The sequence below is a fragment of the Secundilactobacillus pentosiphilus genome (assembly GCF_002217985.1).
Lineage (GTDB): Bacteria > Bacillota > Bacilli > Lactobacillales > Lactobacillaceae > Secundilactobacillus > Secundilactobacillus pentosiphilus.
In genome coordinates, this window is the sequence record NZ_BCMI01000029.1 from 1 (window position 1) to 26,921 (window position 26,921).

Genomic DNA, 26,921 nt, shown 5'->3' on the forward strand with positions numbered 1-26,921 from the left:
TACACAAAACTTTATATTATTTCATTTGTCAACTTGACAGGGCCAAGTGCATTTATGACACCTCATGGTAACGCATTAAATTCACTTTCACGATAAAAACCATTATCGCACGCCATACTGCATTTTGACAAGTATTAGGTGACATTTTTGCAAATAAGCGAATTTTTGCTTGCAAAACCAAACGTAGGTTCGTATAATAATAAATGCAAACAAACGTTCGAGGTGATTAAAATGTCCAATCAAGTATCTGCACTTAGAAAACTATCTTCCCAGTTAAACGACCGTTACCGTCAGTTTTTAGTCATGGACGATGCTGAACCAATGGGAATGCCGCAGGAACAACGAGATTACTTTTTAACCCAAGCACTGACCCGCCATTATCACGTGACCCTTCACCTACGTCAAGCAGGCGAAGAACAAGCCTTGATGTCCGGTTATCTCGCGAAGGGGCCAAAAGCTACTTTGTTAGTCACAAATGCCAGTCAAAATATGACTCAGGTCGCACATTTGAATCAGATTATGTTTGTTGAACGCAATGATTACCGTTAGTTAAACCCTCACTTAAAAATTTACCGTAAAGGCGCGTTAGCTCTTCTAAGTTTGAAGAGCTAACGCGCCCTTTCATTGTGACCTCTGTGTATCAGGCACGTCCCCGTTTTTCTTCGGTCGCCATGTCTAATAATTCTTTAGCGTGATCCAAAGTGAGTTCCGTTACCGTTGTCCCCGCCAGCATCCGGGCCAGTTCTTTGACCCGGTCAGACTGATTCAGGCGTTTGATATGGGTCACCGTCCGCTTACCCTTAATCTGTTTATCAATAAAGTAATGGTGATCGCTCATGGCAGCGACTTGCGGCAAGTGAGTAATGCAGAGAACTTGCGACTCGTTAGCAATACCGCTGATCTTTTCCGCGATGGCTTGAGCCACTCGACCGGAGACACCGGTATCCACTTCATCGAAGATAATGGACGTTACCCCCTGCGACTTGGAAAAGATGGTCTTCAACGCCAGCATCAGCCGCGACAATTCACCACCAGAAGCAATTTTGGCTAGCGGCCGGATCTCCTCACCTGGATTAGGTTGAATGTAAAATTCGATGTCATCCATGCCGGTTGCAAAATACTGATCATTGGTGGGCTTGAACCGTACTTGAAAGACCGTTTTTGACATATACAAGTCTTTCAATTCAGATTGAATCGCCTTTTCAAGTTTAGCTGAGATTTTTTTCCGTTCCACGGTTAATTGCTGACCGTACTTGAGCAATTGCTGTTCTTTTTTATCCAGCTGCTCATCTAAGTCACTTTCGTCAATCTCAGCAGCTTCCATGTCAGCCAGTTCTTTTTTGATCTTTTCTAAGTAGCTGAGAATCTGTTTTTCTGAATCGCCATACTTACGTTTTAGCTGGTGAATGACGTCTAAGCGGGCTTCAATTTCGTCCAGTTTATTGTCATCCCACTCCAGTTGATCTACCTGCTTAGAAATTTCACCAGAGGCATCCTGCAAGGCATAGTAAGCCGACTGTAAGGAGTCTGATAGCTGCTTGAAAGCGGGGTCAAGGTCCGCAATCGATGATAAAGAATCCATGGCTTTGCCGCTGAGATCCAAAGCACCGGTCGCTTCTTCATCGCCGTTCAACGCCAAGTAACCTTCTTGAAGCGCGGTATTGATCTTTTGAAAGTTCATTAAACGGTCACGCTGCTGACTCAATGTCGCTTCTTCATCCGGCTGCAGTTGGGCGTCTTCGATTTCTTTTACCTGAAACCGCAACATGTCTAACCGCTGGGCCCATTCTTTTTGGTGCGTATTACGGGACACCATGGAATGGTGCAAATGCTGATAGGCTTGATACGTGGTTTCATATTTTGACTTGATTGCCAGCAGCTCATCACTGCCAAATTCATCTAATAACCGCAGGTGTTTATCCGGCTGCATCAGTTCCTGATGTTCGTTTTGACCGTGGATATCAACAATGGTCTCGCCCAATTGTTTCAACGTACTGGTGTTCACCAGCATCCCATTGATTCGGCACACGTTACGGCCGCTGCGGTAAATTTCCCGTTGCAAAATGACCGTGCCGTCGTCATGGTCAATCCCCAACTGGTCAAGCTGGTGGTAGGTCTGCCCGTCCTTAGGAAAGACAAAAGAACCTTGAATAATGGCCTTATCAGCACCCGTTCGAACAAAATGCTGCGAACCACGGCCACCAGCTAATAGACCCACGGCATCAATAATAATCGACTTACCGGCACCAGTTTCACCAGTCAGAACCGTCATGCCATTTTCAAATTCAACGTCCAAGCTAGCAATAATCGCAAAATTTTTAATTGAAAGTTCCTGAAGCACCGCATTACCCCCTGAAAGTTATCTAGACTAATTATACCCGATAACTTAAAAACGAGCTAGACCAGACACTTGATTGCCAGTCTAACTCGTTACTTATTCTAATAACCCAGTAATTGTCGACTCTAACTGCTTAGCACCTTCGTCATCCGTACAAATAGCTAATACCGTTTGGTCATCGCCAATCGTCCCGAAAACAAAGTCGTAATTCATCTGGTCGATCAGTGCTGACATTGCGGGGCCGTTGCCGGGCAAAACTTTAATAATCACATCTTTACCCTGGGCAGCAACCTTGACGTAAGCATCCTGAAGCGTCCGTTTTAACTTCTTTTTCGTATCCAGTGTCTTTTGAATCGGCATATTATAGCGATAACCGCCAGAAGCAGCAGGCACCTTAACGAGCTGCATTTCTTTGATATCCCGTGAAATCGTAGCTTGCGTCACGTGAATATTTTGTTCCTCAAGCAAGCGGACAAAGTCTTCCTGCCGTTCAATGTCTTGTGAACTCAATAATTGACGAATTAAACGCTGCCGGTCTTGCTTTTTCACGTCACACCATCTCCATTCGGGAAAAATCATTTAGCTATATCATACTGCTAAGATGACTATTTTAAAAGAGAAATGCGGATTTTATGCAGTTAATATTCGGTGAGCCGATGCCACGGTTTCAGAAACATCGATTTCCGGAGCAACTTTCGGCGTGCCGGTCACAGATTTTAAATGAATAAGGAATTCAATGTTACCTTCGCCGCCGGTAATGGGCGAGAAGTCAAGGTGCAGTGGACTAAAGCCGTTCTCCACTGCTAGTTGCATCACCTTTTGAATGACACTTTCGTGAATTTTAGGGTCTTTGACAATGCCGTGTTTGCCCACGTGTTCACGTCCGGCTTCAAACTGCGGTTTGATCAGTGCAACCACCTCACCATTTTCCACTAAGATCTGCTTGAGCGGCGGCAAAATCAAACTCAGCGAAATAAACGAGACATCGATTGAGGAGAAGCTGGGCTGTCCCTTCGTGAAGTCTTCTGGTTTGCTATAACGAAAATTAGTGTGTTCCATCACCACGACCCTGGAATCCTGTCGCAGCTTCCAGACCAACTGGTTGCTGCCGACGTCCAGTGCATAGGACATCTTAGCACCGTTTTGCAGCATGACGTCCGTAAAACCGCCAGTAGAAGAACCAATATCCAAAACGATTCGGTCGGTAACATCAATTTCGAATACTTTAAGTGCCTTGGCTAACTTAAAACCGCCCCGACTCACGTACGGAATTGGCTTGCCCTTGATATGTAGATCAGTGTCTACCGGAATCTTGACACCTGGCTTGTCCAGCCGTTCTTCATTATTGCCAAGGACTTCACCCGCCATTACAGCACGCTTAGCCTGTTCACGGGATTCAAACAATCCTTGGGTTACTAATAATACATCGACGCGTTGTTTGTCCATAATGAGTGTTACTCCTTAATCTTAAAATAACTGCAAAAAGCGTTTAGCAAGCTGTAATCACGGCCATTTGTACAGCTTAAATCCGTTAATTGTGATTCAGCCGACTCAACAACTTGCTTTAAGCGTTGTTTAGTACCGGCAACACCAAATAATCCAGGATACGTATTCTTCTCTTCCCCAGCATCCTTATGGGTCTTTTTGCCCAGTTCTTCAGCCGTTGCTGTCACGTCTAGCAAGTCATCATAGATTTGATAGGCTAAGCCAAACTGATCGGCAAACTTCAATAAACACTCTTGCTCTTCGTCCTTGACTTCGGCCATAATGCAGCCAGCTTCTACGGCATAGTGCAGCAGCGCACCGGTTTTATGCCGGTGCAGAGCAGCTAGCTGATCAATATTGAGTTGGTGGTGCTCACTTGAAATGTCTTGAGCTTGTCCTGCAACCATCCCCGCTGGACCGGCAGCGTGACTTAAAGCGCGCACCAATGCTAACTGCTGAGTGGCGGGTATATCCGCCTTACTAAGCCATTCAAAGGCCAAGGTCAGTAACCCGTCACCGGCTAACGTGGCCATGCCGGCACCAAACTTCATGTGATTGGTAGGGACACCGCGACGCAGTTCATCATTATCCATGGCTGGCAGGTCATCATGAATCAGTGAATAAGTATGCAACAGTTCCAGCGCACTGGCAGCCATAAGCTGCCCTTTGGTGGGCTGATCCTGATACGTGCGTAAGACCGCTAAACTCAGTAGCGGCCGCAGGCGTTTGCCACCGGCATTAACCGAATAAGTCATGGCCGATTGCAAGATTGACTGGTCGATCCAGCCAGCGTTGAGCTGCTGCAAAGTTTGGTTGACCAGTGGAACGTATTGATTCTCGAATTTCTTTAAAGTCGTTGAAGCATCACTCATTCTTATCATCCTCTGAAACTTCAAACGGTTCAGTCTGGTCATCGTCATTCATCATTTGAGCTAGCGTTTTTTCAGCCTCCGTTAGCTTAACCTGTAAATCATGACTTAGTGCCACACCCTGTTTAAACTGTGACAACGCTTCTTCCAACGGCACGTTGCCCTTTTCAAGCGAAGTGACGATTTCTTCTAGATGATTGAGGTTTTCTTCAAACGTTGGGGTCTCTTTTGCCGGCTTTTGATTTGCTGATTTTTCACTCATGATTGTCCATCCTTTTTATCTGGTTGAATTGATTCAATAGTTGCGTTTGCCTGTCCGTTAGTCAAGTGCATGACGACTTTATCACCAGAATGGAGCTGATTAACGTCAGCAACCACCTTTTGCTTACTGGTGACGTAACTATAACCACGCCCCATGATCTTTAGCGGACTGAGGTAGTCTAACGATTGCGCTAACTCAGCTAAATGTTGCTTTTGCTGGTTAAAGTCCTGCTGCATGCCACGGTTCAGCCGTGCTGTCAGATCCCGCCGATTTTGTTTCAGCTGGGTAATCTGAGTCGCTGGAGAAGCAACTTTTAAACGCTTATCAACCGCCTCTATTTGGGCTTGAACCAAGCTTAAACGGTGTGACATCGTTTGCTGCAGCTGCGTCGTTAATTGATCGACCTTTTGACTGTAACCCTCATATAACCGCTCCGGCTGCTGAAAAACGTAGGCTTCCCGCAGCTTTTTCAACTGTTCCTGATACATTGCGAGATGGTGGTGAAAGGCATGGTAAATCCTGACCCGGTCCTGGTTGATCTCTAACAAAACATCACTTAAAACGGGAACGGCCAGTTCAGCCGCTGCTGTGGGGGTCGCTGCCCGCACGTCAGCCACTAGATCAGCAATCGTCGTATCCGTTTCGTGTCCCACAGAAGAAATCACCGGCAGTTGACTTTCAAAAATGGCGCGAGCCACTGATTCTTCATTGAACGGCCACAGATCTTCAATAGAACCGCCACCCCGACCGATGATCAAGGTATCGAAATTACCGATCCGATTAACGCGTTCAATCTGCCGAACAATGTCGCCGGCAGCCTCGTTCCCCTGTACTAAGGCTGGAAAAAGAACGATCTGGGCAATCGGATAACGGCGACGGGCGGTGGTAATAATGTCTCTGATCACCGCACCACTAGGACTCGTCACCACCGCGATCCGTTTAGGAAAACGTGGTAAAGCCTTTTTAGGGGCTGAAAAGATGCCCTCCTGTTCCAGCTTTCGTTTTAACTGCTCATAGGCTTGATACAGCTGGCCGACCCCGTCAGGTTCCATATGATCCACATAAATCTGGTAACTGCCGCTAGGTTCATACAGCGAAATTCGACCAGTAACGAGTACTTTCATACCCTCTTCCGGCGTAAACTTAACCTTCGAAAACGCTGATTTAAACATAATAGCGCTGATTTTAGCGTGGTCATCTTTAAGGCTAAAGTACTGGTGGGCATTCGGCCGCAGCCTGAAGTTTGAAATTTCACCCGTCAAGTAAACCTTGCCTAAATAGGGATCAACGTCAAATTTTCGTTTAATATAACTCGTCAATGCACTGACGGTTAAGTACTCGCTAGGTTCCAAATTATTCACTCCACTTTGTTAATTCGACGGTTTGCTGCATCAAAGTAGCAATTGTCATGGGACCAACACCACCGGGAACCGGGGTGATTTTACCCGCCACCGGTTCAGCGCTGTCAAAATCAACATCACCCGTTAGTTTGCCGTTCTCGTCACGGTTCATCCCAACATCGATTACGGTTGCACCAGGTTTAATGTCCTCACCCTTAATTAAATGAGCGATGCCAGTTGCTACAATTAAAATATCTGCGTTGCGGGTATATTCCTTCATATCTTTAGTTTGGCTATGAACTACCGTTACCGTTGCGCTGGCGTTTAACAATAGTGCTGCCATTGGCCGGCCGACAATATTTGAGCGGCCAACAATGACCGCGTTAGCCCCCGCCAAGTTGACCTGATAGGCCTTCAGCATACTCATAATGCCTTTGGGCGTACAAGAAACGGGAAAATTAAGGTTTGAATTCGAATATAATTGACCGACGTTTTCAGGATTGAAACCATCCACGTCTTTGGTCGGCAAAATTGCTCGGGTAACGGCTGCCTCATCGATCTGCCGTGGTAACGGTGACTGAACCATCACACCATTAACGGTATCGTCATGGTTATACTGGTCAATGAGTTTTAACAGTTCGGCTTGAGAAACGTCTTCAGGCAACCGCGTGGTTTCGGAGATAATCCCCAGTTGAACCGCTTTACGCTGTTTATTACGGACATAAATTTGACTTGCTTTATCCTCGCCAACGAGGATGACGATTAACTTAGGATTGACTCCCCGTGTTTTTAACTCAGTGACTGCCTGTTTCGTTTGGGCATTAACTGTTTTTGCTAGCTGCTTACCATCAATTAATTCTGCCATTAACTTCACGCTCACTATCTTTGTTGGTTTTGATGGCTTCCCATCATCATTCACAAATCTACTGCATATCATTTTATCACATTTCAATTTGTTAAGCGCCATTGGACGGCACAATTCCCATTAAAAAAGGCGGTTGCGCGATGCAGACACTAACACTAAAATTTTAACCACAAAAAAACCGGTAATGACGTTTAAGATCATTACTGGTTGATTGTGATATCAATTATTTTTCTGGTTCAATTTCGTGAGACAGCACACCGTTGATAAACCGGCGTGAGCGGTCATCACTAAACTGTTTTGCTAACTCCAAGGCTTCGTTAACGGCAACCCGCTTTGGAATATCAGGCTGATAATCCAATTCATAAAAAGCGATGCGCAAAATCACCAAATCGGTCTTCGCAATTCGTTGTAACGTCCAGCCAGTAGTCAAATACTTCTTGATCTGCCCGTCTAGTTCGTCTTGCTTGTCCAAAACACCGACAACTAACTGTTCCAAGTAAGCAGGAACGTCCGCTGTCACACCATCATCATCGCCTAACAATTGCTGGTAAATGACGTGTCGATCAGCTTCTGGATTAGCGTTCATTGCAAATAACGTTTGAAAAGCGCTAGTGCGGATTTGGTGTCGATTTAATTCTTCTGTCACTTATCCTCACCATTTTCACTTTCATTATTATCATTATCGTTATCGTCGAACAAATTATCGGGATCAACGGCCTGCGTTGTCTTTTCCGGAATCACACCTTGAATGTGGACGTTAACTTCATTTACGTGCAAGTCAGTCATGAACAAAAGCTGTTGCTTAACCTGCTCTTGAATGGCTAAAGCAACGTTTGGAACTGATACGCCGTAGTTCAAATAAGCGTACACATCAACGTTCAGTGTGTCTCCAGTAACGGACAGCTTAACGCCTTTGCCACGTTCCTTTTTCCCAAACAACTCGTTGACGCTGTTTGCCAGAGAACCGCGCATTCTTGCTACGCCGTCAACATCGCTGGCAGCAAGACCAGCAACGATTTCTAGCACTTGCGGTGCAACTTCAATTTTACCCAGAGTAGGCTCGGTTGCCTTTAAAACAATGTTTGTATCTTCAGCCAATTTCAAGCCTCCGTTTCGAAAATCAGTTGGCACGTGAAATGTAAGTGCCATCCTGCGTGTTGATTGAAAGCTTATCGCCTTCGTTAACAAAGAAAGGTACTTGAACAACTAGTCCGGTATCCATGGTAGCTGGTTTTGAACCGCCTGAAGCCGTGTTACCCTTGATCCCAGGTTCAGTAGCTGTAACCGTTAAAACAACGGTGTTAGGAACTTCAATACCTAAAGTTTCTGAACCGTATTGGATAAGGTTAACTTCCATGTTTTCTTGCAGGTACTTCAGTTGATCCTTGATGGCCTCATCCGGCACTTCAATTTGTTCATAATTGTCAGTGTCCATGAAGACCCGTGAGTCACCGTCTTCGTAAAGGTACTGCATCTTGCGTGTGTTGATCGGTGCTTGTTCCATCTTAGCACCGGCACGGAAAGTTTTTTCTTGAACGGCACCCGTCCGTAAATTCTTTAACTTTGAACGAACGAAAGCGCCACCCTTACCAGGCTTAACGTGCTGGAATTCAACAATCCGCCAAATTGCACCGTCAACCTCAATTGTTAAACCGTTTTTAAAATTTGCTGTAGAAATTGCCATATCTTGTTTCCTCCTAAATAATTCTTACTAATAATACCAATTAAGTGCGTGTAATTGCAAGCTACACCCGCAAATAATTAGTGAATTATAAGACAATCAGGTCAGTTGATCCGCCAGTTAAAAGCCGATGACCGGTATCAGTGACTAAAACATCATCCTCGATACGGATCCCGCCAAGTTCCGGCAGATAAATGCCTGGCTCAACGGTAATCACGTTGTTTTGCTTCATGTGATCTTCCGAACGAGTAGACAAAGCAGGCCCCTCATGAATATCCAAGCCAATGCCATGACCCGTGCCGTGGTTGAAATCATCACCGTAGCCGGCAGCCGAAATAAACTGTCGGCCGATTTCATCTAAGCGCTGACCAGTTACGCCCGGTTTTACGGCATCAATAATGAGCTGCTGTGCCTGCTGAACGATCCCGTAAACGTGCTTAAGTTTCTCACCTGGATCGCCTAAAGCGACTGTCCGAGTTACATCAGACGTATATCCATCAAACTCGTAGCCAAAGTCAATGGTGATCATTTCGCCGGTCGAAACCTGCTTAGAAGTAGCAGCGCCGTGTGGTAACGCGGCCCGTTTGCCACTGGCAACGATCGTGTCAAAACTCGACTTTTCAGCACCCAAATTACGCATAATCGCATCAAGCTGATTGGCTAAGTACCGTTCCGTGACACCGGGTTTAATGAGCGGCAAAAGTGCGTTAAATCCCTTTATCGTCAGTTTACCGGCGCGCTCAAGGGCGCTGATCTCCTCAGCCGATTTAATTTCTCTCATCTGTTCGATTAAATTAGCCATCGGGACAATATCAGCGCTCATGAGTTCATCAATTCGATCATAGTCATGAAACGGTATGCTGTCTTCAAATCCCAGGACTGTGATTTGCTGCTTACTAACTTGCTGAGCAGCCGCTTCAAGGTAATAGCGCGTGATGATTACATCAAAATCATGTACCGAAGCAGCCAATGCCGTTTCATACCTTGAGTCTGTAATAACATAAGTTTTACTGCCTGTCACTAAAACGACGCCGTCACCATCAAAACCGGTAAGGTACTGTTTATTTACCGTACTGGTTACTAAAAAGGCATCAATACGCAGCGCTTCAAATTGCGATTGAAGCGTTTTAAGCCGATTCTTCATACTGAATCACCCCTAAAACAATAGCGAAGCCAAATAAAAAAGGCCCCTAGGGGCCTTTTTTATTATCTTGCTGCAGCTTCTGTTACAGGATAAACGGAAACTTGGCGCTTATCACGGCCCTTACGTTCGAAGCGAACGACACCGTCGATCTTTGAATACAAAGTATCGTCGTTGCCCCGCAAAACGTTAGCACCTGGATAAATGTGCGTACCACGTTGGCGGTAAAGGATTGAGCCACCGGTTACAGTAGAACCGTCAGCAGCCTTCGTACCGAGACGACGTCCGGCAGAGTTACGACCGTTGGCAGTAGAACCGCCCCCTTTATGGTGAGAGAAGAATTGTAAGTTCATTTCTAGCATGAGTTTCACCTCCATAAAAGATTAGTTGATTCGAATATACTTCGAATATTGTTTTTCGACATCTAAAAGTCCATTTTGAAAACTTTGCAATAACGCTTGACTGATTCGATCTTGAATATAGTCATCGACCGGTGGCATCCGGAGACTTAAAAAGCCACCCTCTGCTTGTTTAGCGACCACCACTGGCTTGATAGAAGCCACGGCTGCTAAACCATTCACTGTACTAATGGATAGTGCTGACACGGCCGAACAAACGATATCGCTACCGTAGGGTCCGCTATCAGCATGCCCCGTTAGTTTAAAGCCAATGATCCGATCGTCATTATCGTAGTCAAATGCTGCTTGAATCATAAGCGATCACCCACAGATATTAAGCGTTGATAGCATCAATAACAACCTTGGTATATGGTTGACGATGACCAACTTTCGTGTGTTGACCCTTCTTAGGCTTGTACTTGAAGGTAACAACCTTCTTTTCTTGGCCCTGTTTTTCAACTGTTCCAGTTACTGAAGCACCGGAAACTAATGGCGTACCAACCTTAGTTGAATCGCCGCCAACAAAGACAACTTGGTCAAAAGTGACCTTGTCGCCAGCATTAGCATTGAGCTTTTCAACGTAGACTGCTTCGCCTTGTTGAACGCGGTATTGCTTACCGCCAGTTACGATAATTGCGTACATGTATGTGCACCTCCTTTTTTATTAAACACTTAGACTCGCCGGAAACAAGCGCTGCATAACAGACTTAAGACTTGACCCGTGCGGTTGCAGCTGTGGAAGCCCACAAATACAACAAACTGTATTTTACAAAACTTACAGTCATCCGTCAACCCTTAGAATCAACAAACTGCTAAAATCTTCTAAAGAAAGTGGCCCTTTTTTTGAGCAGGTCAGCTACGTTCTGCTGACTTAACTCGCGAACCGCACTCGTCATTGCCGTTTTTAATGACCCGTCCACCAGCATGCTTTCCGGAATCACCCGGTGAATCGCGTGCTGTTTTAACAGCCAGTCCGGTGTTAACCGCATCAACTCAGCAGCTTTATCCGCCAGATGGGCATCCTTCCACATGATTGAAGCAAATCCTTCTGGAGATAGCACAGAATACATACTATTTTCAAACATCCAGATCTGGTCTGAACAAGCCAGTGCTAGCGCACCGCCAGAACCAGCTTCACCTATAATCAGAGTCAAAATCGGCACCTTTAACTTTAACATCCCGCTAATGTTTTTAGCAATCATCTGTCCTTGCCCCGTAGCTTCAGCATCGGCACCAGGATAGGCGCCTGGGGTGTTAACCAAAGTTATAATAGGAAAGTTTAGTTTTTCGGCTAACTTCATTACCCGCAGCGATTTGCGGTAGCCCGTCGGTTCTGGACTGCCGAAGTGTGTCGCCATCCGGTCTTCTAAATTATTGCCCTTTTGAGTCGCAATAACGGCAACTGGGTAGCCTGACAGTTTGGCGAGGCCAGCAACAATTGCTGGGTCATCACCAGCGACTTGATCACCATGCATTTCAAAAAAGTCCGTCAATAATTGATCAATCATTTCACGGACGTTGGCCTTACGATCACTTCTAGCGCCCGCAATGACCGATCGTGTACTACTAGTCACTATGCCTCACCCCATTTCTTGGCTTCCAGAATGCTCAGCAGTTGCGTTAGGCGTTCTGCCATCCGCTCACGGGGGACGATCTCGTCAATGAATCCGCGTTTATAGCTGTTTTCAACACTTTGAAAATCACTTGGTAATTCCTTGTTGATGGTTTGTTCAATCACGCGTTTACCAGTGAACCCATAGAGGGCTTTCGGCTCAGCTAACGTGATGTCAGCTTGGCTGGCAAAACTAGCGGTCACCCCACCAGTCGTTGGATCCATAATTACGGAAATATACCCCAAGCCCGCGGCTGAGTGCACGTTAACGGCCTGGCTGATCTTCGCCATCTGCATGAGCGAATAAATACCCTCCTGCATTCTAGCACCGCCTGAAGCGGTCAGAAGCACCACTGGCAGTTGCTGTTTTGTCGCCTTTTCAAACATTCTGGTGATCCGTTCGCCGTTGGCCGTCCCCAAGCTGCCCATAATAAATAAGGGATCCATGATCCCCAATGCAACCGGATAGTCGCCAATCGTTGCCTTGCCCGTCAGCACACCGTCCTTGAGGTGAGTTGCCGACTGGGCTTTTTTAATTTTACGCTCGTACTCCGGAAACTCGGTTGGATCTTTCGTTTCCAGGTCGGCATCCCATTCTTCAAAATGTTTGGTCAGCATCTTTAACCGACGGTGAGCCGTCACCCGAAAGCCATAGCCGCACTCCGGGCACACCCGGTATTGGCCTGCCCGCTTAAAGTAAAAGCTGGCATGGCAATGAGGACACTCCTGCCAGATACCGTTTGGTACCTTTGCTTGGTAGTGCGCAAGCATTGACACAGAACGTGACGAAAAGCGCTTAACGTGTTCCCCAAACGACATTTAGGACACCTCCCGGACAACGTGTTTGTTAAATTTTGACATAAACTGCTTCGTGACGTAGTCGGTTGTTGCAGTCCCCTGCTGCACGACCGGGTCTGCTAATAAGGCCTCTAAAAAGCTTTGATTAGCAGCGATACCATCTAATTCAAATTCGTCCAGTGCCTCAATGAGCTTTTTCAGTGCTTCATGATACGTATTGGCATGCGCGATGATTTTGACGATCATCGAATCATAGAAAGGCGATATCATATCACCGGCTTGAATCCCGCTGTCAACGCGGATGCCTGGTCCCCCGGGTAACTTAAGCTGTTTGACGACCCCCGCCTGCGGCATGAAGTCCATTGCGGGATCTTCCGCGTTGACCCGTGCTTCAACCGCAAAACCGTGGGGCTTTAAGTCGGCTTGCTCAAATGACAAGGCTTCTCCTGAAGCAACTCTGACTTGTTCTTTTACCAGATCAATCCCACTGACGGCTTCAGTAATGGGGTGTTCCACCTGAATCCTAGTGTTCATTTCCATAAAGTAAAAATGATGGTTACTATCCATTAAAAACTCAATCGTACCCGTATTCAGGTACTTAATGGTTTTAGTAGCCCGAATCGCAATGGCTTGTAATTCCTGCCGCTCCCGTTCATTCATAACTGGGCAGGGACTTAATTCCAGTACCTTTTGCTGCCGGCGCTGCAGTGAACAGTCCCGTTCCGGAAACGCCGTTACGTGGCCAAATCGATCGGCAAACACCTGCACTTCAATGTGCTTAGCAGGCGCAATGATTTTTTCCAGGTACATCCGCTGGTCGCCAAAAGAAAGTTGCGCTTCCTTCGTCGCGGACTGATAAGCCTCACGCATTTCACCCTCGTTTTTGACGCGGCGAATGCCCTTGCCTCCGCCACCGGAAGCAGCTTTTAGCATCACCGGGTAGCCCACTTCACTGGCCACTTTAACCGCATCAGCTTCATCCTTTAAGAAACCGGTACTGCCGGGAATCACCGGCACGTTGCCAGCCTGCATTTGAGCTCGGGCGTTGGCCTTATTACCCATTAATGAAATCGTTGCTGGTTTTGGACCAATAAAGGTAATATGACAGGTCTCACAAAGCTCAGCAAATTCCTCATTTTCCGACAAAAAACCGTATCCTGGGTGAATTGCCTCAGCGCCTGTTAGTACCGCTGCACTCACAATGTTTTGCATATTCAAATAAGAATCAGCGGGTTGCGGTCCCCCAATGCAGACCGCTTCATCTGCCAGATTAACGTACTGAGCATCCGCATCCGCAGTGGAATAAACCGCTACCGACGACACGTTTAGTTCTCGCAGTGCCCGAATGATCCGCACCGCAATCTCACCGCGATTAGCGATTAAGACCTTTTTAAACATATCATTCACCTACCCAATCATAAAGGTGAGATCTCCTGAGCAAACTTTTTTGCCCTCAACGTAAGCTTCACCGTGGCCTAGTCCAGCATGACCGCGAATTTTCTCCAAAGTCACTTCTAGTTTTAAGGTGTCCCCCGGTTTAACCATTTGACGAAATTTCACCTTGTTCATACCGCCAAAATACGCGGTTTTACCCTTAAATTCCGGTACGGTCAACAACGCGATTGCGCCAGCTTGTGCCATAGCCTCAACGATTAAAACGCCGGGCATGACTGGATTACCAGGAAAATGACCCTGAAAAAAAGCCTCGTTAACAGAAACGTTTTTCTTTGCGATAACCTTTTCACCTGGGACGTAATCCAGTACGCGATCAACCAGCAGCATCGGGTATCTGTGCGGTAAAATGTGTTGAATTTCAACCACGTCTAATTCGTGTTTTTCTGCTTCTTCTGACAAATTTTGTCACCTCATTTAGTTACTTCAAAAAGCGGTTGATCGTACTCAACCACTTCTTCATTTTCAACTAGGATCTTCGAAATCGTGCCGTCGACTTTACTCTTGATCTCAGTCATCATCTTCATTGCTTCAATCACACAGACCACTTCACCGGCACTCACGTGATCACCAACCTTTTTATAAGCGGGTTTATCGGGCGATGGCTGCAAGTAGATCACACCCACCAGCGGCGCCTTGATGGCCGTGGCTTCTTGCTTGGCCGGTTCAGTTTCCGGTTTTTCAGACTTGATTGCTGGCTGAGCAGTCTTCGGCTTTTCAGGGCTGCTTTCAGTTGGTGCGGGCTTCTCACTCACCGTTTCAGCGGTTTGATGACTGTTTTCATTTTTATTCAAGTACAGGTGAATATCCTGGTAATCAAGGTTGATTTCCCGGATATCACTGTCGTTAATTTGCCGAATAATAGCTTGGATTTCTTCAAGTGTCATTAGTCCGCCCACTTCCTAAATGCCAAGACAGCGTTATGGCCCCCAAAGCCAAATGAATTGCTGATGGCATAGTTCGTTTGGTAATGACGGTTATCAGCATTGACCAAGTTGACCTGACATTTTGGATCTTGTTCAGTGACACCGACATTTTCCGGCAAGCTGCCCGTCTGAAGTGCACCGACAGTCGCAACCGCTTCGATCGCCCCAGCCGCTCCAAGTAAATGGCCGGTCATCGACTTAGTACTGGAAACCAGCACGTCGCTATCTTGACCAAATACGGTGTTGATGGCTTTTGATTCTGCACCATCGTTACCCATCGTGGCAGTACCATGGGCGTTAATGTAGCCGATATCAGCCGGCTTAACGCCCGCCTCATCGATGGCCAGCTGCATGGCCCGGGCCGCTTGCGTCCCTTCAGGATCCGGTGACGTCATATGGTAGGCGTCTGCGGTAGCACCATAACCGACAATTTCAGCCAAAATTTCAGCGCCGCGTTCTTGTGCGTGTTCCAGTGATTCCAAAACGAGGGTCCCAGCGCCTTCGCCCATGACGAACCCTAACCGATTGGCATCAAATGGCAGTGACGCTTTTTTAGGATCGGTGGCTTTAGACAAAGTCGATAGTGCCGCAAACCCTGCGATACCAATTTCGTTGACTGAAGCTTCTGAACCACCGGTCAGCATCACTTGAGCGCGGCCTTCTTTGATTTGCCGAAAAGCCTCTCCGATAGCGTTTGTTCCTGATGCACAAGCCGTGACGATGGTGGTACAAATGTTTTTGGCATGGTAGCGAATAGCCATGTTACCAGAAGCCATATTAGAAATCGAGGTTGGCACAAACATTGGTGAAACCCGCTGTGGCCCCTTTTCATGCATTTTAATCACCTGTTCTTGAATCGTCGTCAATCCGCCGATTCCGGAACCATAAATGACCCCCATGGTTTCAGGGGCCGTATTGGACTCGTCAATACCAGCCTGTTCGACGGCTTCTGAAGCAGCGTACATCGCGTATTGACTAAAAGCGTCCATCCGGCGTAAATCCCTTTTCCCAAGCCGTTTTAACGGATCAAAATCATGTAATTCACCAGCTAAAGTAATCCCAGTCTCACTGGCATCAAAATGCGTAATTGGTTGAAACCCAACTTTGGAAGCCTGTAAACCCGCTTCGAATTCAGGCACACTATTACCGATCGGTGTTAAGGCACCCATTCCTGTAATAACCACTCTCGTCATACTCTCGCTCCTTATTGCATCGTCAGACCGCCATCAATGGTGATGGTCTGACCCGTGATATAGTCGTTTTCAGCTAAGAAAATTGCTGCTTGGGCGACTTCGTTAGTAGCCCCCAAACGCTTTAACGGAATCTGTTTTAAAATTTCGGCCTTTACTTTGTCTGAAAGCTGCGCCGTCATTGCGGTATCAATCATCCCAGGAGCAATGGCATTGCAACGCAGGCCGCGCATAGCGGCTTCTTTGGCAACCGATTTGGTTAAGCCGATGATGCCCGCTTTACTAGCAGCGTAGTTAGCTTGACCGATGTTACCAGTCAAACCAATGACACTGGCCATGTTGATAAAGACACCGCTGCGCGCCTTATACATCGGCCGCAGACAAGCCTTGATCACGTTAAAGGTGCCGGTTAAATTCGTATTGATCACTTGACTGAAATCAGCTTCACTCATTCGGTTAAGTAATTTGTCATTCACAATACCGGCATTGTTGACCACCACGTCCAGGCGGCCTGCTTGTTCGTAAATAGCGTCGATCATGGCCTGCACGGCATCGGGATCCGTAATATCAGCCGATTGATCCCAGCAGGTCACGTTTTCGGATTGAATGGCATCGATGACTGCCTGCGGTGCTGCGTGCCGACCGTTAACAACGATGTTAGCTCCCTGCTTGGCAAATGCCTGCGCAATGGCCAGCCCAATTCCCTGGGTACTGCCGGTGACCAAAACCGTTTTATCAGTTAAATTCAAACTTATTCACCCCTTAAAGCTGTCATCGTCTGATGAAGCGTTTCAACACTATCAATGTGATAGTAATCAATCCCCTTAACCGTTTTTCGTGCAAAGCCCATCAACGTTTTACCCGGGCCCAACTCGATAACGGCATCAACTTGGCCAGTCAATTGTTGAATCGCGTCCGTAAACCGGTTCGTCGACACCAGCTGTTGCGTTAACGTCTGCGTTAATGCTTCCGCCTTGAACGGTGTTCCCGTCGTGGTACTGATCACTGGAAACGACCCTTGTGTCCAAGACACCTTGGCTAAAGCATCGTGCAGCTGCGACTGCGCTGGCTTCATCAGCGGCGTATGGAAAGCACCGCTGACTTTAAGCGGCACCATTCGCTTAACGTCCTTTGACGTCAGGTAATCCACGGCGGCATCGACTGCTTTTACTTCACCGCCGATCACCACTTGTTTCGGTGTATTGATATTTGCAATGGCAACTAGCCCGGTCGTTTGAGCGGCATCACACGCTTCTTGAATCAAAGCAATCGGCGTGTTCATCACCGCCACCATCTTGCTGGGTGCAGCATCACTGGCCTGCTGCATTAAACGGCCGCGCAATTTAACGAGCTTCAAGGCTTGTTCCATGGTCATAAAACCGCTGGCAGCTAAAGCACTGTACTCGCCTAGGCTAAGCCCAATGCCAGCCGCAACGTCTGGTAACGCTTGTTGAACCACTTTGTAAAGCGCACAGCTCATAGCCACAATGGCCGGCTGCGTATACTGCGTTTCGGCTAACTGGTCGGTCGCCGAAACATCAAAGTATAGTTTTGCTAAGTCTAAATCAAGCACTTGACTGGCTTGATCGATGACGGCCTTGTAAGCGGCATTTTGCTGGTATAGGTCTTCCCCCATACCGGTTTTCTGTGCGCCTTGACCGCTAAACAATAATCCAACTTTCAGTTTAGACACCACCCATCAATTGTGTCGCCTGATGATAAACATCAGCTAAAATTTCGGCTGCGGGCTGTGCCTGTTTGACCAAACCAGCCACTTGGCCGGCCATGTAAGCACCGTTCTCACGGTCACCGGTCAAAACAGCGGTTTTCAGGCTGCCGTTGCCAATCTCTTCAACCCCGCTGAAATCAGGGTCACTCTTAGCTGCTTCCTGTTTTTCAAGCCGGATAAACCGTTTGGCCATCGGATTTTTCAGGACACGGGCTGGATGACCGGCATACTCGCCGGTAATCACCGTATCAATATCCTTTGCTTTCAGCACCGCTTTCTTATAGTCCGGGTGCACTTTTGATTCAGCGGCAACTAAGAACCGCGTTCCCATTTGAACACCCACTGCACCTAACATAAATGCAGCTGCTAGACCGCGTCCATCGGCGATTCCGCCAGCAGCAATGACCGGAATGTTAATGGCATCAACTACTTGGGGAACTAACGCCATGGTTGTCAGTTTACCAATATGGCCACCGGACTCCATGCCTTCAGCCACCACGGCATCAGCACCGACCCGAGCCATCCGTTTTGCCTGCGCAGCTGAGGCAACCACCGGCACCACTTTGATGTCGGCGGCTTTGAATTCAGGCAGGTATTGAGAAGGATCTCCAGCACCAGTTGTCACAACCGTAATGTTTTCATGGGCTTCTAAAATGACCTTCACAACATCTTCTACGTGCGGTGATAACAACATCACGTTAACCCCAAACGGCCGATTCGTCAGTGCCTTCGCACGTTTTATCTCCTGTGCAACGACTTCACCTGACGCATGACCGGCACCAATGATGCCCAGTCCGCCAGCGTTTGATACTGCGGCCGCCAAACGGCCATCTGCGACCCATGCCATACCGCCCTGAAAAATCGGATACTTTAATCCTAATGACTGCATAAATGGATCTAATTGCATAAGCTTATTTTTTCTCCTTATCAGCTAATTGCTTTTCAACGAAGGTCACTAAATCTGAGACGGTTTCAATTCCCTCTTCCGTTTCAATCTTAATGTCGAATTCGTCTTCGATTTCATTAATAACTTCGAAAATATCTAAACTATCAGCATCTAAATCCTGCTTGATGTTAGTGTTCATGGTCACTTTTTCGGCATCTTCACCAGTTTGATCCACGATAATTGCTTGTACTTTTGAGAAAATTTCGTCATTAGTCATTATATTGAGCTCCTTAAGCTGTTATTTATTTTAGTATTTAATAATCTGTGTGCCGACGGTCAATCCGCCGCCGAAACCACTTAGCGCGATCGTTTGGCCACGTTGAATGGTTCCACGTTGAATGGCTTCATCCAACAAAATCGGAATGCTGGCGGCTGAAGTGTTGCCAAAGTTAGCCACATTCGATAAGAATTTATGGCTTGGTTGATCCAGCCGCTTAGCAATTTGATCAATAATGCGCTGATTAGCTTGATGCAAAATAAAATAGTCAATGTCCTGAACTAATAGGCCGGCTTTTTGAACTGCCCGCATGATGGATTCAGGAACTTGATGCGTTGCAAACTTGTAAACTGCCCGGCCGTCCATTTCAAAATAACGTTGATGCGGATCGGTTGAATCCGTTGCAAAGACGGAATTAACGGGCTGATAACCGGCTGTCAGCCGTTCGCCAAGTTCACCAAACGTTTGCAAGTCAGTCGCTAAGAAAGCCGAACTTCCTGTTAAATTTTGTTCTAACAAAACACCAGCCGCACCATCGCCAAACAAAACAGCGGTGGAACGTTCATGCCAATCGAGCAGCTTAGATAATACTTCGCCGCCAATCAGCATACCGCGTTTGTCAGCGACCTGCAGTAAACCTTCTACCACTTTTAAGCCGTAAATAAAACCTGAACAAGCAGCGTTTAGGTCAAATGCAAACGCGTTTTTCGCACCGATCCTGCCCTGCACGATAGCGGCCGTGGCAGGCGTCATATAATCCGGTGACATCGTTGCCACAATAATAAAGTCTAAGTCACAAGCTTGCCAGCCAGCCTCAGCCAGTAATTTTTGTGCCACTAACGTACATAAATCACTCGTCGTCTGACCAGTTGCAACGTGACGCTGCTTGATGCCGGTTCGGCTGGAGATCCATTCATCAGAAGTCTCCATGTAGGCATTCAGCTCGTCATTAGGCACCGTTCGTTCCGGTACAGCATTAGCAGTCTGGACAATTTGAATACCTGTCATTTAGTAACCCCTCACTTATTTGGAGTAGGTGAAGCGAACTCGAGAAACGCTTCTAGATTTAACAGCGCTTTTTCAATGATATGCAGCTGTTCATCATCCATGTCCTTCGCAAAACTTTCGACCATTTTGCGGTGAAAAGATTCGTGTGCACGATAAATCAACCGGCCGCGGCGGGTAAGACCCAACCGAACGAACCGCCGATCGTCGTCACTTCTGATTCGCTGAACGTAATCTTTTCTGACTAGGTGATTCACCATAGTGGTTAAAGTTCCCGGCGTAATACGCAACTCCCGAGCAACCTCGGAAGTCGTCTTATGCTCATACATTGAAATGGCATCTACCGCGTGTACTTCCTTGATGGAGATATCCTTGAACTGACTCTTTCTCAGGGCCAGTTCCTCTACGCGGACAATGTCACCATAAACCGTTGTTAATAATTGATTGATACGTTTAGCCGTAGCAAAATCCATGTATTCACCACCCATTTTGATTCTCAAATAGTTTTAACCTCAAAATAATAGCAGTGAGAACATCGGCAGTCAACGCACGGTTTCTTCCGGTTCAACGATAAACATCAGTTCAGCCGTCAAAACTGTTTCTTCGTTAACCACGGCCTCACAAGCAACAACGCCCATATTATCGCGCTGCTTTTTCATTTTGACTTTCAGCTCTAGCTGATCAGAAGCATGAACATCTTTTAGAAATTCAGCTTTTGAGATACCGCCGAGATAAGCCGTTTTATGGGCGAAAGCCGGTGATTTCAAAATCAAAATCGAAGCTGCCTGTGCAAGTGATTCAACAATCAATGCTGGTGGCATCACATATTCACCGGGACGAAAACCGTTCACAAAGCTTTCATCAGCGGTGACGTTCTTGATAGCAGTGATTGATTCGCCAGCAACAAGTTCTTTCACGCCATCCATGTAAAAAATCGGAAACCGGTTAGGAATCAGCTTTTGAATCTCTTGAGAAGTTAATTGCATACGTTGCAAAGCACCCCCTTCAAAACTATTTCAAACATCAAAGTATTTGATGGCAGTATCATATTCTAAAATCAGAGTCACTGTCAAGTAATTTTCGGGAATCAGTAACGTAGAAACCACTTTTCTACTGATATAAGCCCAGTTATTTAAGAATTTTTAAAGGACTTAATAGTTTGACTATCAAACTACCGTGTTGTATGATATCCGCAAATCAGTATGCTATAATAATCACATTCTGGAGGCGTAAAGATGAATGACGAGGAGATCAGCACCGCGTTAAACAATCAAACGGGTACCCGAATTAATCTGTTGCACTTTGCCACCCTTGGGTCAACCAACCAGTACGCTAAACAACTCAGCCAAAAAAAATTGCTGATCAACCCCTGCTTAATTTGGGCTGATCAGCAAACCGCTGGTGTGGGTAAATTGACACGTTCTTTTTATTCTCCAACTGGCGGTATTTATCTTTCATTACTCATGCCGGCTCTACCCATCGAGCCCCGTAAAGTGGGCCTATTCACCACTAGTCTCGCTATGGCAATCGTTAGCGCAATTAAGCAGACATTTGACCTGTTAGTTGATGTTAAATGGGTCAATGACATCTATTTTCATGGGCGCAAGATTGCCGGTATCCTAGTTGAACGGGGAGCCAAGCAATCCGTGATCATTGGTGTTGGCATCAACCTGTTTGAACGTCATTTCCCGCAGGAGATTCAGCAGATTGCCGGTAATTTACTGACATCAGCACCTACTAATACCGAGCGTGAACTTTTTTTAATCACCCTGGTGACCAATCTTTACCGCTCTAATTTTACCTATACCAATTCCGGATTTATTAGCGATTATAAGCGTCGCCTCACCTTAATGAACCATCAGATTCGGGTTCAGATCGGCCATTCGGTGGTTACCGGCAAGGTCACTGACATCAACCACCTGGGTCAGCTGATCATCTATGATGCTGCAACCCGGAAGCAACGGACTATTCGAGCGGGTGAAGTGACCAAAATTCTCTCCTGACCGTTTGGCGTGACAACGGCTTCATGGTACACTTAGGTTTATTAAAGGGGGCTGATGCACATGTCAGAAATAATCGTGACAACAACTGAAAACATTCCTGGTCAGGCATACGAAATTATTGGTGAAGTGTTTGGCTTAACGACCCAGTCTAAAAACGTGGTTAGAAATATCGGCGCCGGTCTTAAAAATATCGTTGGTGGTGAAATCAAAGACTATACCAAAATGCTGATTGAAGCTCGCGACGTGGCTATTGAACGACTGCGAGAAAACGCGGTCGATCTTGGTGCAGATGCCGTCGTGATGATGCGGTTTGATTCAGGGTCAATTGGAACTGATATGCAGTCGGTTGCTGCTTATGGGACTGCCGTCAAGTTTACGCAGTCATTAAATGAATCGAAATAGCTGCACAGCATGCAATTAAAAAAAGGCGCTGAATTTTTTCAGCGCCTTTTTAATAGAAGATTAATCACAATCGTTTATCAACAATAACCAATGATTTACAAGCTTCTACACAACAGTCTGCTTGTCTTGTTTATTCCTACGCCAGTATACTTTCTCAGCTGCTTTACGTGCTTCAACAGCTTCTGCCTTAGTATCAAAGCTTTTAAGCAATACATAATGGCCCTTGTACATTAAACGGGCTAACCAGCGATCCGTGGCTTTGTCATAGGAAACCCCAACGACACCAGAGGTATTGCGCTGGGATTCCTTAATAGAAGAAACCATAATACCGTCACTGTTACGCAAGTTTCGGGGATTACCCATATTTTTGGTGAACCCCTCATTTTTGGTATACCGCTCACGGGCTAATTCCCGGCGCAGACAGCCGCAGCTTCTCACGTAGCCGCCACGGAGTCTAGAACCGTCCACAGTGACAATATTGCCGCAACTGCAACGGCATTCCCACAACAAATCAGCGTTTTTGGGATCTTGTCCGTTCTGTCGAATCACCGTCAAGCGTCCAAATCGCTTGCCTTTCATCTCAATCATTCTACTCATAGCGTTCCCCATCCTTTAGCAAAGTGACGCCCCTCCATTGGTCACTTCAACAAAATTTTTATGCCTACAACAACACGTATTACTAAATGACGCATCCAAACAACACAACGTGAAATAGCTTCTCATTGAAATAAAATCACACCACTCCAAAGTGTCATTAATTCCAATTAATAGCTTGCATTTATTTTATCAGTGAAAGCGTATTATTTCAATTGTATTCGATTAAATTGTGAGGAAAATAAGGAAAAATTTAATATCCATTCATAAATAGCAGCGACTTTACCTGGATTAGACTTGAATAAATGAATTTTTGAACTAAAGGACCCCTAAACTTCCCGGATAGTATCGAATAAATATTAATTTTTTGAGCCGATAAAACGTTTTTCTAATTGACTTAAACCCCTCATTCACATATAATTATACGTGTTGTGTATTGCTATGCGGCAATAGCTCAGCTGGATAGAGCAACGGTCTTCTAAACCGTAGGTCGAGGGTTCGAATCTCTCTTGCCGCATTATTGAATTAATAGGTATTCATTTTCCAAGTAACGTCTTAACGTGATTAAAGGGGATCGATGGTCACGTTATTTCAGCTTACTTGGAATTTTTTTTGCTCATTCTTGATGATCTAAAACACAGTTTCTATCCCCATGAGAGGTTTGAACAAAATCCCTTTGCAGCAAATTATTGCACGATACAGATGCTCTTTCAAGCGTTGCTTGCGGCTTCCAAGAGACTACCTGTACAGCCAAACTTTTTAAATAAAATTGCTTGCAAATTGAACGTCATAAAACGATAATGTAACTGTAACGTGATTGAAATCTTTGTTTTTGGGGGGATTGCGATGATTTTTATCTCATTTATTATTGGCTTGTTTCTATTCGCGGGTGCATGGGAGCTGTATCTCAGCGCAAGCCGTCAGCGTGCTCAATCAAAGCACCTTCTAGCAACACCGAAGCACGCATACGTGCAATTATTTTTCAAACTACTTCACATTAGCTAAATGTTAGCTAAATGTTTTGTGAACGAAAAGGATCCGTTTATCTGTAGCGATAAACGGATCCTTTTATTTATGCCTCTTTTTTTAAATATGACTTTTCAATTTGAGCTTCAGCAAAACCTAAATCAACAAGTCCCAGCTTTAAAATTAAGTGCCAAGCATGCTGAAACGCCAATTGCTGACGATCAAAGTACGATTGATCCAGAAAGTGGCTAATGGCTAGGTACTGCTGACTCAAACTCTTAGCCGGTCGTTTTTGTTCTAACCGCTCAAGATCATCAGGCTTCATCACAATTAAATGTGACCAGGTTTGCCGCGCTGCAACTTGAAAAGTATGGTCAATCACGTCAATGTAAGCCTTTAGCAGTTCTTCAGAAGAAACGGCTGCTTTCGCCTGCCCTAGTTTAAACCAGCCCATCAAGTCGGCCAAATGAGCTAACGAAACGCTTAGGGCAACGTAATCAACCCGCAACCCTTCCTCTGAGCTCACTTCAACTTGATGTTCATAGTTATACTGATTTCGCCGCTGTATGGCCGTCTGTAATAAATTTGCTAAATCTAATGACACTTTGTCACCCCTAAAATACTAAATTATCGGAACGAATTTGGAGATCATCGATATTTTCTAGATACCATTGACGTAAGAATGGATATTCCAGTAAAACTTTAAACCAGGAAACTTTCTGATCTTCATCAGAAATATAAAGTCCCCAAGCTGCCGCTCCGGTTGCGTTATGACTGGCAATTTTAAGTTTTAAGCCAGGTGCCAATTCCAAAACCGCACCGTCCTTATCGTGCTTAAGCATGTAGTTTTCTTCAGCTGCAGCCACGAATAGTTTATCAACGATCTCACCAGATAGATTACTGGTCTGAAAAGCGTAAAATTCACTATTACTTGTATCTAACAAGTTGAAGTCAACATCGAAGCCGAAGTCGGTTTTGAGTGCCCGTCCAAATGTAATTAACAAATCGGTTGCGGTCAGCAACTGATCCTTTTCTACCTTGTTAGTATACGTTTCAATAAACAGTTTAGTGATCGCACTGCTATTGATTCGCATCATACGTCGTTTAAGGTTGAGGTAGAACAACGTCTCACCCGTTACCTGATCCTGGTAGTAGACCCCACCGGTAGAATCGTTAGCGGCCACAAATGCAAAGACGCCGAGGTCGCCTAACGCCGTGATCTGCTGAGTTAAATGCTGATCATCTTCGTGCGATTCCAGCGTAATGGCCTCACCCTGATCGTGAAGTTCCAACAGTCTGCTCATGAAAATGAGGTAGTAATCAGCGTTATTGTACTGGTGCGGAAAAGTAACGTAATCACTATCCAGTACAAAGACTGACAGCGTTTGGGCCGCATCCACCAATTCTTTGGGATCCTTAGTGTTAATCAGCTGATCCATGAGTTCAGTGAACTGTTGACCAGTCTGTAGACCTTCCTTAACAGCGTTATTATAGGATAATAACCGTCCGCTAGTACTTAGCGTCGATGGATCGTTTTCATTAATCATCATCCTTCACCTGCCCTTTGCCAATCAAATTCGTCAGGTAGTCCGTGTACAAACTTTGATTATGGGATTCAAAATGAGAGAAATCTTCAAATTTCTGCTGAATACTTTGCTTCTCATAAGTCAAAATGGTATCTTCTTTAGACAGACGCAGGATCTTGTCATCGTTTTCCTTGATCTGCTTGTTAGCATTGATGGCCTTTTCGTCGTCATCCGCTAGCTTGGTCAGCTGATCGACGATGGTTTGACGTTCTTCCTTAACTTTGCCTGAATCCCAAGGCAGCGTACTCTTTTGACTAACTTCTTTCAGCTGTTGCCGTAACGTTTCTTTTTGGTGATCACGTTCATCCTGACCATCGATCAACTTCTGCAATTCAGCACTATTAGCAGAGATTTCAGCAATATTATCCGTATTGTAGCGTTGATTAAGTGCGTCCAGTTCAAAAGCACGCTTTAACTTAGCGTATTCGGTTTCATCAAACTTGAAGGCCACGTTTAAAACGTCCAGCTTACCGAACTTTCGCCGGTCCCACCAGTTGCCAAAGTAAATATCAAAGTCACCATTTTTTACTTCATCATAATAGAAGAACGGATAGGTTTTTCCAAGGTAATCAATCAGGTTTTCACTTAAATAATGGCTTAACTGTTCGTGATCATCAGCCACTAAATCTGCTAAACGATGGGTCTTAGTAGTCGAACGTGATTTTTTGACCTCACGATCATAACGCGTCTTATCGATCAGTTCATAGATCTGACGGTCATCATGATCATGTAGTGCTGTCTGCAGCGTCTGTAAATAATCTATTTTTTGGGTGATAGATGAGTCAAGCTGAGCCTGACCCGGCGTTACTTCTTGATTTAATTCTTCATTATTATTCGGCATATATATCCCTCGATTGTTATTTCTCACTATCGTGCATAGTTTAATCTTAAATGATAATTTATGATTAATAAAGCGGTTTTAACGAAAAAGTTGATATTTAAATGAAATCTTTGTCTTTCGCGCAACGTTGGCAGGACAACAACTAGAACGGGTTCCTTTTCCTCACAAAAATAGAGGCTGTGACATAAGTCTCTTAATTCAAAAGCAGGTAGTTAAAATCCTCGGATTTTTAACTACCTGCTTTTTTGATATAATGACAGAAAAAAAGAGTATCG

34 protein-coding genes, 1 tRNA gene and 1 other annotated feature are annotated in these 26,921 nt (G+C 45.7%); of the genes, 4 read left to right on the forward strand and 31 right to left on the reverse strand.

Features of this window, described 5'->3' with window-relative positions; translation table 11 throughout:
- The first annotated feature begins 231 nt into the window (after positions 1-231).
- The gene (locus CES81_RS11075; protein WP_089121815.1) at positions 232-549 is read left to right on the forward strand and encodes a hypothetical protein; all 318 of its coding nucleotides are present in this window, start codon (positions 232-234) and stop codon (positions 547-549) included.
- 91 nt (positions 550-640) lie between these two features.
- Here the strand turns inward: CES81_RS11075 and recN are convergent, their stop codons facing one another.
- The 27 genes from recN to fabZ (CES81_RS11210) form a co-directional block, all read right to left on the reverse strand.
- Complete coding sequence (recN, locus tag CES81_RS11080; protein ID WP_089121816.1) at positions 641-2,341, reverse strand: DNA repair protein RecN; 1,701 nt, start codon at positions 2,339-2,341, stop codon at positions 641-643.
- 93 nt (positions 2,342-2,434) lie between these two features.
- Positions 2,435-2,887: an arginine repressor gene (locus tag CES81_RS11085; RefSeq protein WP_089087711.1), complete on the reverse strand. Its 453-nt coding sequence runs from the start codon at positions 2,885-2,887 to the stop codon at positions 2,435-2,437.
- Positions 2,888-2,968: 81 nt separating this feature from the next.
- The gene (locus tag CES81_RS11090) at positions 2,969-3,784 is read right to left on the reverse strand and encodes a TlyA family RNA methyltransferase (protein ID WP_089121817.1); all 816 of its coding nucleotides are present in this window, start codon (positions 3,782-3,784) and stop codon (positions 2,969-2,971) included.
- Positions 3,785-3,792: 8 nt separating this feature from the next.
- Positions 3,793-4,695 (reverse strand): polyprenyl synthetase family protein, encoded by a 903-nt coding sequence (locus tag CES81_RS11095; protein ID WP_089121818.1) that lies wholly within the window; start codon positions 4,693-4,695, stop codon positions 3,793-3,795.
- Complete coding sequence (locus tag CES81_RS11100) at positions 4,688-4,954, reverse strand: exodeoxyribonuclease VII small subunit (RefSeq protein ID WP_089087708.1); 267 nt, start codon at positions 4,952-4,954, stop codon at positions 4,688-4,690. Before CES81_RS11100 ends, CES81_RS11095 begins: the two co-directional genes overlap by 8 nt.
- On the reverse strand, positions 4,951-6,306 hold the full coding sequence (gene xseA, locus CES81_RS11105) for an exodeoxyribonuclease VII large subunit (protein WP_089121819.1): 1,356 nt from the start codon (positions 6,304-6,306) through the stop codon (positions 4,951-4,953). Before xseA ends, CES81_RS11100 begins: the two co-directional genes overlap by 4 nt.
- A gap of 1 nt (position 6,307) precedes the next feature.
- Positions 6,308-7,159 carry a bifunctional 5,10-methylenetetrahydrofolate dehydrogenase/5,10-methenyltetrahydrofolate cyclohydrolase gene (locus CES81_RS11110; RefSeq protein ID WP_089121832.1) on the reverse strand — a complete coding sequence of 284 codons (852 nt, stop codon included), beginning with the start codon at positions 7,157-7,159 and terminating at the stop codon, positions 6,308-6,310.
- Between the two features lie 223 nt (positions 7,160-7,382).
- Positions 7,383-7,805 (reverse strand): transcription antitermination factor NusB, encoded by a 423-nt coding sequence (gene nusB, locus CES81_RS11115; protein WP_089121820.1) that lies wholly within the window; start codon positions 7,803-7,805, stop codon positions 7,383-7,385.
- On the reverse strand, positions 7,802-8,257 hold the full coding sequence (locus tag CES81_RS11120) for an Asp23/Gls24 family envelope stress response protein (protein WP_089087705.1): 456 nt from the start codon (positions 8,255-8,257) through the stop codon (positions 7,802-7,804). Before CES81_RS11120 ends, nusB begins: the two co-directional genes overlap by 4 nt.
- A gap of 22 nt (positions 8,258-8,279) precedes the next feature.
- Positions 8,280-8,843, reverse strand: a complete 564-nt coding sequence (gene efp, locus CES81_RS11125; protein WP_089087704.1) for an elongation factor P — start codon at positions 8,841-8,843, stop codon at positions 8,280-8,282.
- A gap of 85 nt (positions 8,844-8,928) precedes the next feature.
- Complete coding sequence (locus CES81_RS11130) at positions 8,929-9,984, reverse strand: M24 family metallopeptidase (protein ID WP_089121821.1); 1,056 nt, start codon at positions 9,982-9,984, stop codon at positions 8,929-8,931.
- A gap of 62 nt (positions 9,985-10,046) precedes the next feature.
- On the reverse strand, positions 10,047-10,343 hold the full coding sequence (gene rpmA, locus CES81_RS11135) for a 50S ribosomal protein L27 (protein ID WP_089087702.1): 297 nt from the start codon (positions 10,341-10,343) through the stop codon (positions 10,047-10,049).
- Positions 10,344-10,364: 21 nt separating this feature from the next.
- On the reverse strand, positions 10,365-10,694 hold the full coding sequence (locus tag CES81_RS11140; RefSeq protein ID WP_089087701.1) for a ribosomal-processing cysteine protease Prp: 330 nt from the start codon (positions 10,692-10,694) through the stop codon (positions 10,365-10,367).
- Positions 10,695-10,713: 19 nt separating this feature from the next.
- On the reverse strand, positions 10,714-11,022 hold the full coding sequence (gene rplU, locus CES81_RS11145; protein WP_054655075.1) for a 50S ribosomal protein L21: 309 nt from the start codon (positions 11,020-11,022) through the stop codon (positions 10,714-10,716).
- Between the two features lie 21 nt (positions 11,023-11,043).
- Positions 11,044-11,118, reverse strand: a sequence feature (ribosomal protein L21 leader region).
- A 73-nt stretch (positions 11,119-11,191) separates the two neighbouring features.
- Positions 11,192-11,953 carry an acetyl-CoA carboxylase carboxyltransferase subunit alpha gene (locus tag CES81_RS11150; RefSeq protein WP_225356390.1) on the reverse strand — a complete coding sequence of 254 codons (762 nt, stop codon included), beginning with the start codon at positions 11,951-11,953 and terminating at the stop codon, positions 11,192-11,194.
- Entirely contained in the window at positions 11,953-12,810 is an 858-nt protein-coding gene (locus CES81_RS11155; RefSeq protein ID WP_089121822.1) for an acetyl-CoA carboxylase carboxyltransferase subunit beta, read from the reverse strand. Before CES81_RS11155 ends, CES81_RS11150 begins: the two co-directional genes overlap by 1 nt.
- Complete coding sequence (locus CES81_RS11160; protein ID WP_089121834.1) at positions 12,811-14,187, reverse strand: acetyl-CoA carboxylase biotin carboxylase subunit; 1,377 nt, start codon at positions 14,185-14,187, stop codon at positions 12,811-12,813.
- 9 nt (positions 14,188-14,196) lie between these two features.
- Entirely contained in the window at positions 14,197-14,643 is a 447-nt protein-coding gene (gene fabZ, locus CES81_RS11165) for a 3-hydroxyacyl-ACP dehydratase FabZ (RefSeq protein WP_089121823.1), read from the reverse strand.
- A gap of 11 nt (positions 14,644-14,654) precedes the next feature.
- Complete coding sequence (gene accB / locus CES81_RS11170; protein WP_089121824.1) at positions 14,655-15,128, reverse strand: acetyl-CoA carboxylase biotin carboxyl carrier protein; 474 nt, start codon at positions 15,126-15,128, stop codon at positions 14,655-14,657.
- Entirely contained in the window at positions 15,128-16,360 is a 1,233-nt protein-coding gene (gene fabF / locus CES81_RS11175) for a beta-ketoacyl-ACP synthase II (RefSeq protein ID WP_089121825.1), read from the reverse strand. The genes accB and fabF overlap by 1 nt, the downstream gene beginning before the upstream one ends.
- A gap of 11 nt (positions 16,361-16,371) precedes the next feature.
- Positions 16,372-17,106, reverse strand: a complete 735-nt coding sequence (gene fabG, locus CES81_RS11180; protein ID WP_089121826.1) for a 3-oxoacyl-[acyl-carrier-protein] reductase — start codon at positions 17,104-17,106, stop codon at positions 16,372-16,374.
- A gap of 2 nt (positions 17,107-17,108) precedes the next feature.
- Entirely contained in the window at positions 17,109-18,050 is a 942-nt protein-coding gene (locus CES81_RS11185) for an ACP S-malonyltransferase (RefSeq protein ID WP_145993348.1), read from the reverse strand.
- On the reverse strand, positions 18,043-18,993 hold the full coding sequence (gene fabK / locus CES81_RS11190; protein WP_180949796.1) for an enoyl-[acyl-carrier-protein] reductase FabK: 951 nt from the start codon (positions 18,991-18,993) through the stop codon (positions 18,043-18,045). Before fabK ends, CES81_RS11185 begins: the two co-directional genes overlap by 8 nt.
- A 4-nt stretch (positions 18,994-18,997) precedes the next feature.
- Complete coding sequence (locus tag CES81_RS11195) at positions 18,998-19,249, reverse strand: acyl carrier protein (RefSeq protein ID WP_089087693.1); 252 nt, start codon at positions 19,247-19,249, stop codon at positions 18,998-19,000.
- 30 nt (positions 19,250-19,279) lie between these two features.
- Positions 19,280-20,257: a beta-ketoacyl-ACP synthase III gene (locus tag CES81_RS11200; RefSeq protein ID WP_089121828.1), complete on the reverse strand. Its 978-nt coding sequence runs from the start codon at positions 20,255-20,257 to the stop codon at positions 19,280-19,282.
- An 11-nt stretch (positions 20,258-20,268) separates the two neighbouring features.
- Positions 20,269-20,727: a MarR family winged helix-turn-helix transcriptional regulator gene (locus CES81_RS11205; RefSeq protein ID WP_089121836.1), complete on the reverse strand. Its 459-nt coding sequence runs from the start codon at positions 20,725-20,727 to the stop codon at positions 20,269-20,271.
- Between the two features lie 69 nt (positions 20,728-20,796).
- On the reverse strand, positions 20,797-21,240 hold the full coding sequence (gene fabZ, locus CES81_RS11210; RefSeq protein ID WP_089087691.1) for a 3-hydroxyacyl-ACP dehydratase FabZ: 444 nt from the start codon (positions 21,238-21,240) through the stop codon (positions 20,797-20,799).
- 249 nt (positions 21,241-21,489) lie between these two features.
- Here fabZ (CES81_RS11210) and CES81_RS11215 point away from each other — a divergent pair, with 249 nt between their 5' ends.
- Together CES81_RS11215 and CES81_RS11220 are read left to right on the forward strand one after the other, a co-directional pair.
- Positions 21,490-22,257, forward strand: a complete 768-nt coding sequence (locus CES81_RS11215; protein ID WP_089121829.1) for a biotin--[acetyl-CoA-carboxylase] ligase — start codon at positions 21,490-21,492, stop codon at positions 22,255-22,257.
- Between the two features lie 60 nt (positions 22,258-22,317).
- Complete coding sequence (locus CES81_RS11220; RefSeq protein ID WP_089087689.1) at positions 22,318-22,659, forward strand: heavy metal-binding domain-containing protein; 342 nt, start codon at positions 22,318-22,320, stop codon at positions 22,657-22,659.
- Between the two features lie 105 nt (positions 22,660-22,764).
- On the opposite strand, the gene CES81_RS11225 is transcribed toward CES81_RS11220, so the two are convergent.
- Complete coding sequence (locus CES81_RS11225) at positions 22,765-23,256, reverse strand: AP2 domain-containing protein (protein WP_089121830.1); 492 nt, start codon at positions 23,254-23,256, stop codon at positions 22,765-22,767.
- A 440-nt stretch (positions 23,257-23,696) separates the two neighbouring features.
- Between CES81_RS11225 and CES81_RS11230 the strand changes: the two genes are divergently transcribed.
- Positions 23,697-23,770, forward strand: a tRNA-Arg gene (locus tag CES81_RS11230).
- Positions 23,771-24,325: 555 nt separating this feature from the next.
- On the opposite strand, the gene CES81_RS11235 is transcribed toward CES81_RS11230, so the two are convergent.
- Genes CES81_RS11235 through CES81_RS11245 form a run of 3 tightly spaced genes read right to left on the reverse strand, consistent with a single transcriptional unit; the run spans position 24,326 to position 26,646 of the window.
- Positions 24,326-24,823: a dUTP diphosphatase gene (locus tag CES81_RS11235; RefSeq protein WP_089121831.1), complete on the reverse strand. Its 498-nt coding sequence runs from the start codon at positions 24,821-24,823 to the stop codon at positions 24,326-24,328.
- Positions 24,824-24,833: 10 nt separating this feature from the next.
- Complete coding sequence (locus tag CES81_RS11240) at positions 24,834-25,769, reverse strand: hypothetical protein (RefSeq protein ID WP_225356391.1); 936 nt, start codon at positions 25,767-25,769, stop codon at positions 24,834-24,836.
- Positions 25,759-26,646 carry an exonuclease SbcC gene (locus CES81_RS11245; RefSeq protein WP_089087686.1) on the reverse strand — a complete coding sequence of 296 codons (888 nt, stop codon included), beginning with the start codon at positions 26,644-26,646 and terminating at the stop codon, positions 25,759-25,761. Before CES81_RS11245 ends, CES81_RS11240 begins: the two co-directional genes overlap by 11 nt.
- Between the last annotated feature and the right edge of the window lie 275 nt (positions 26,647-26,921).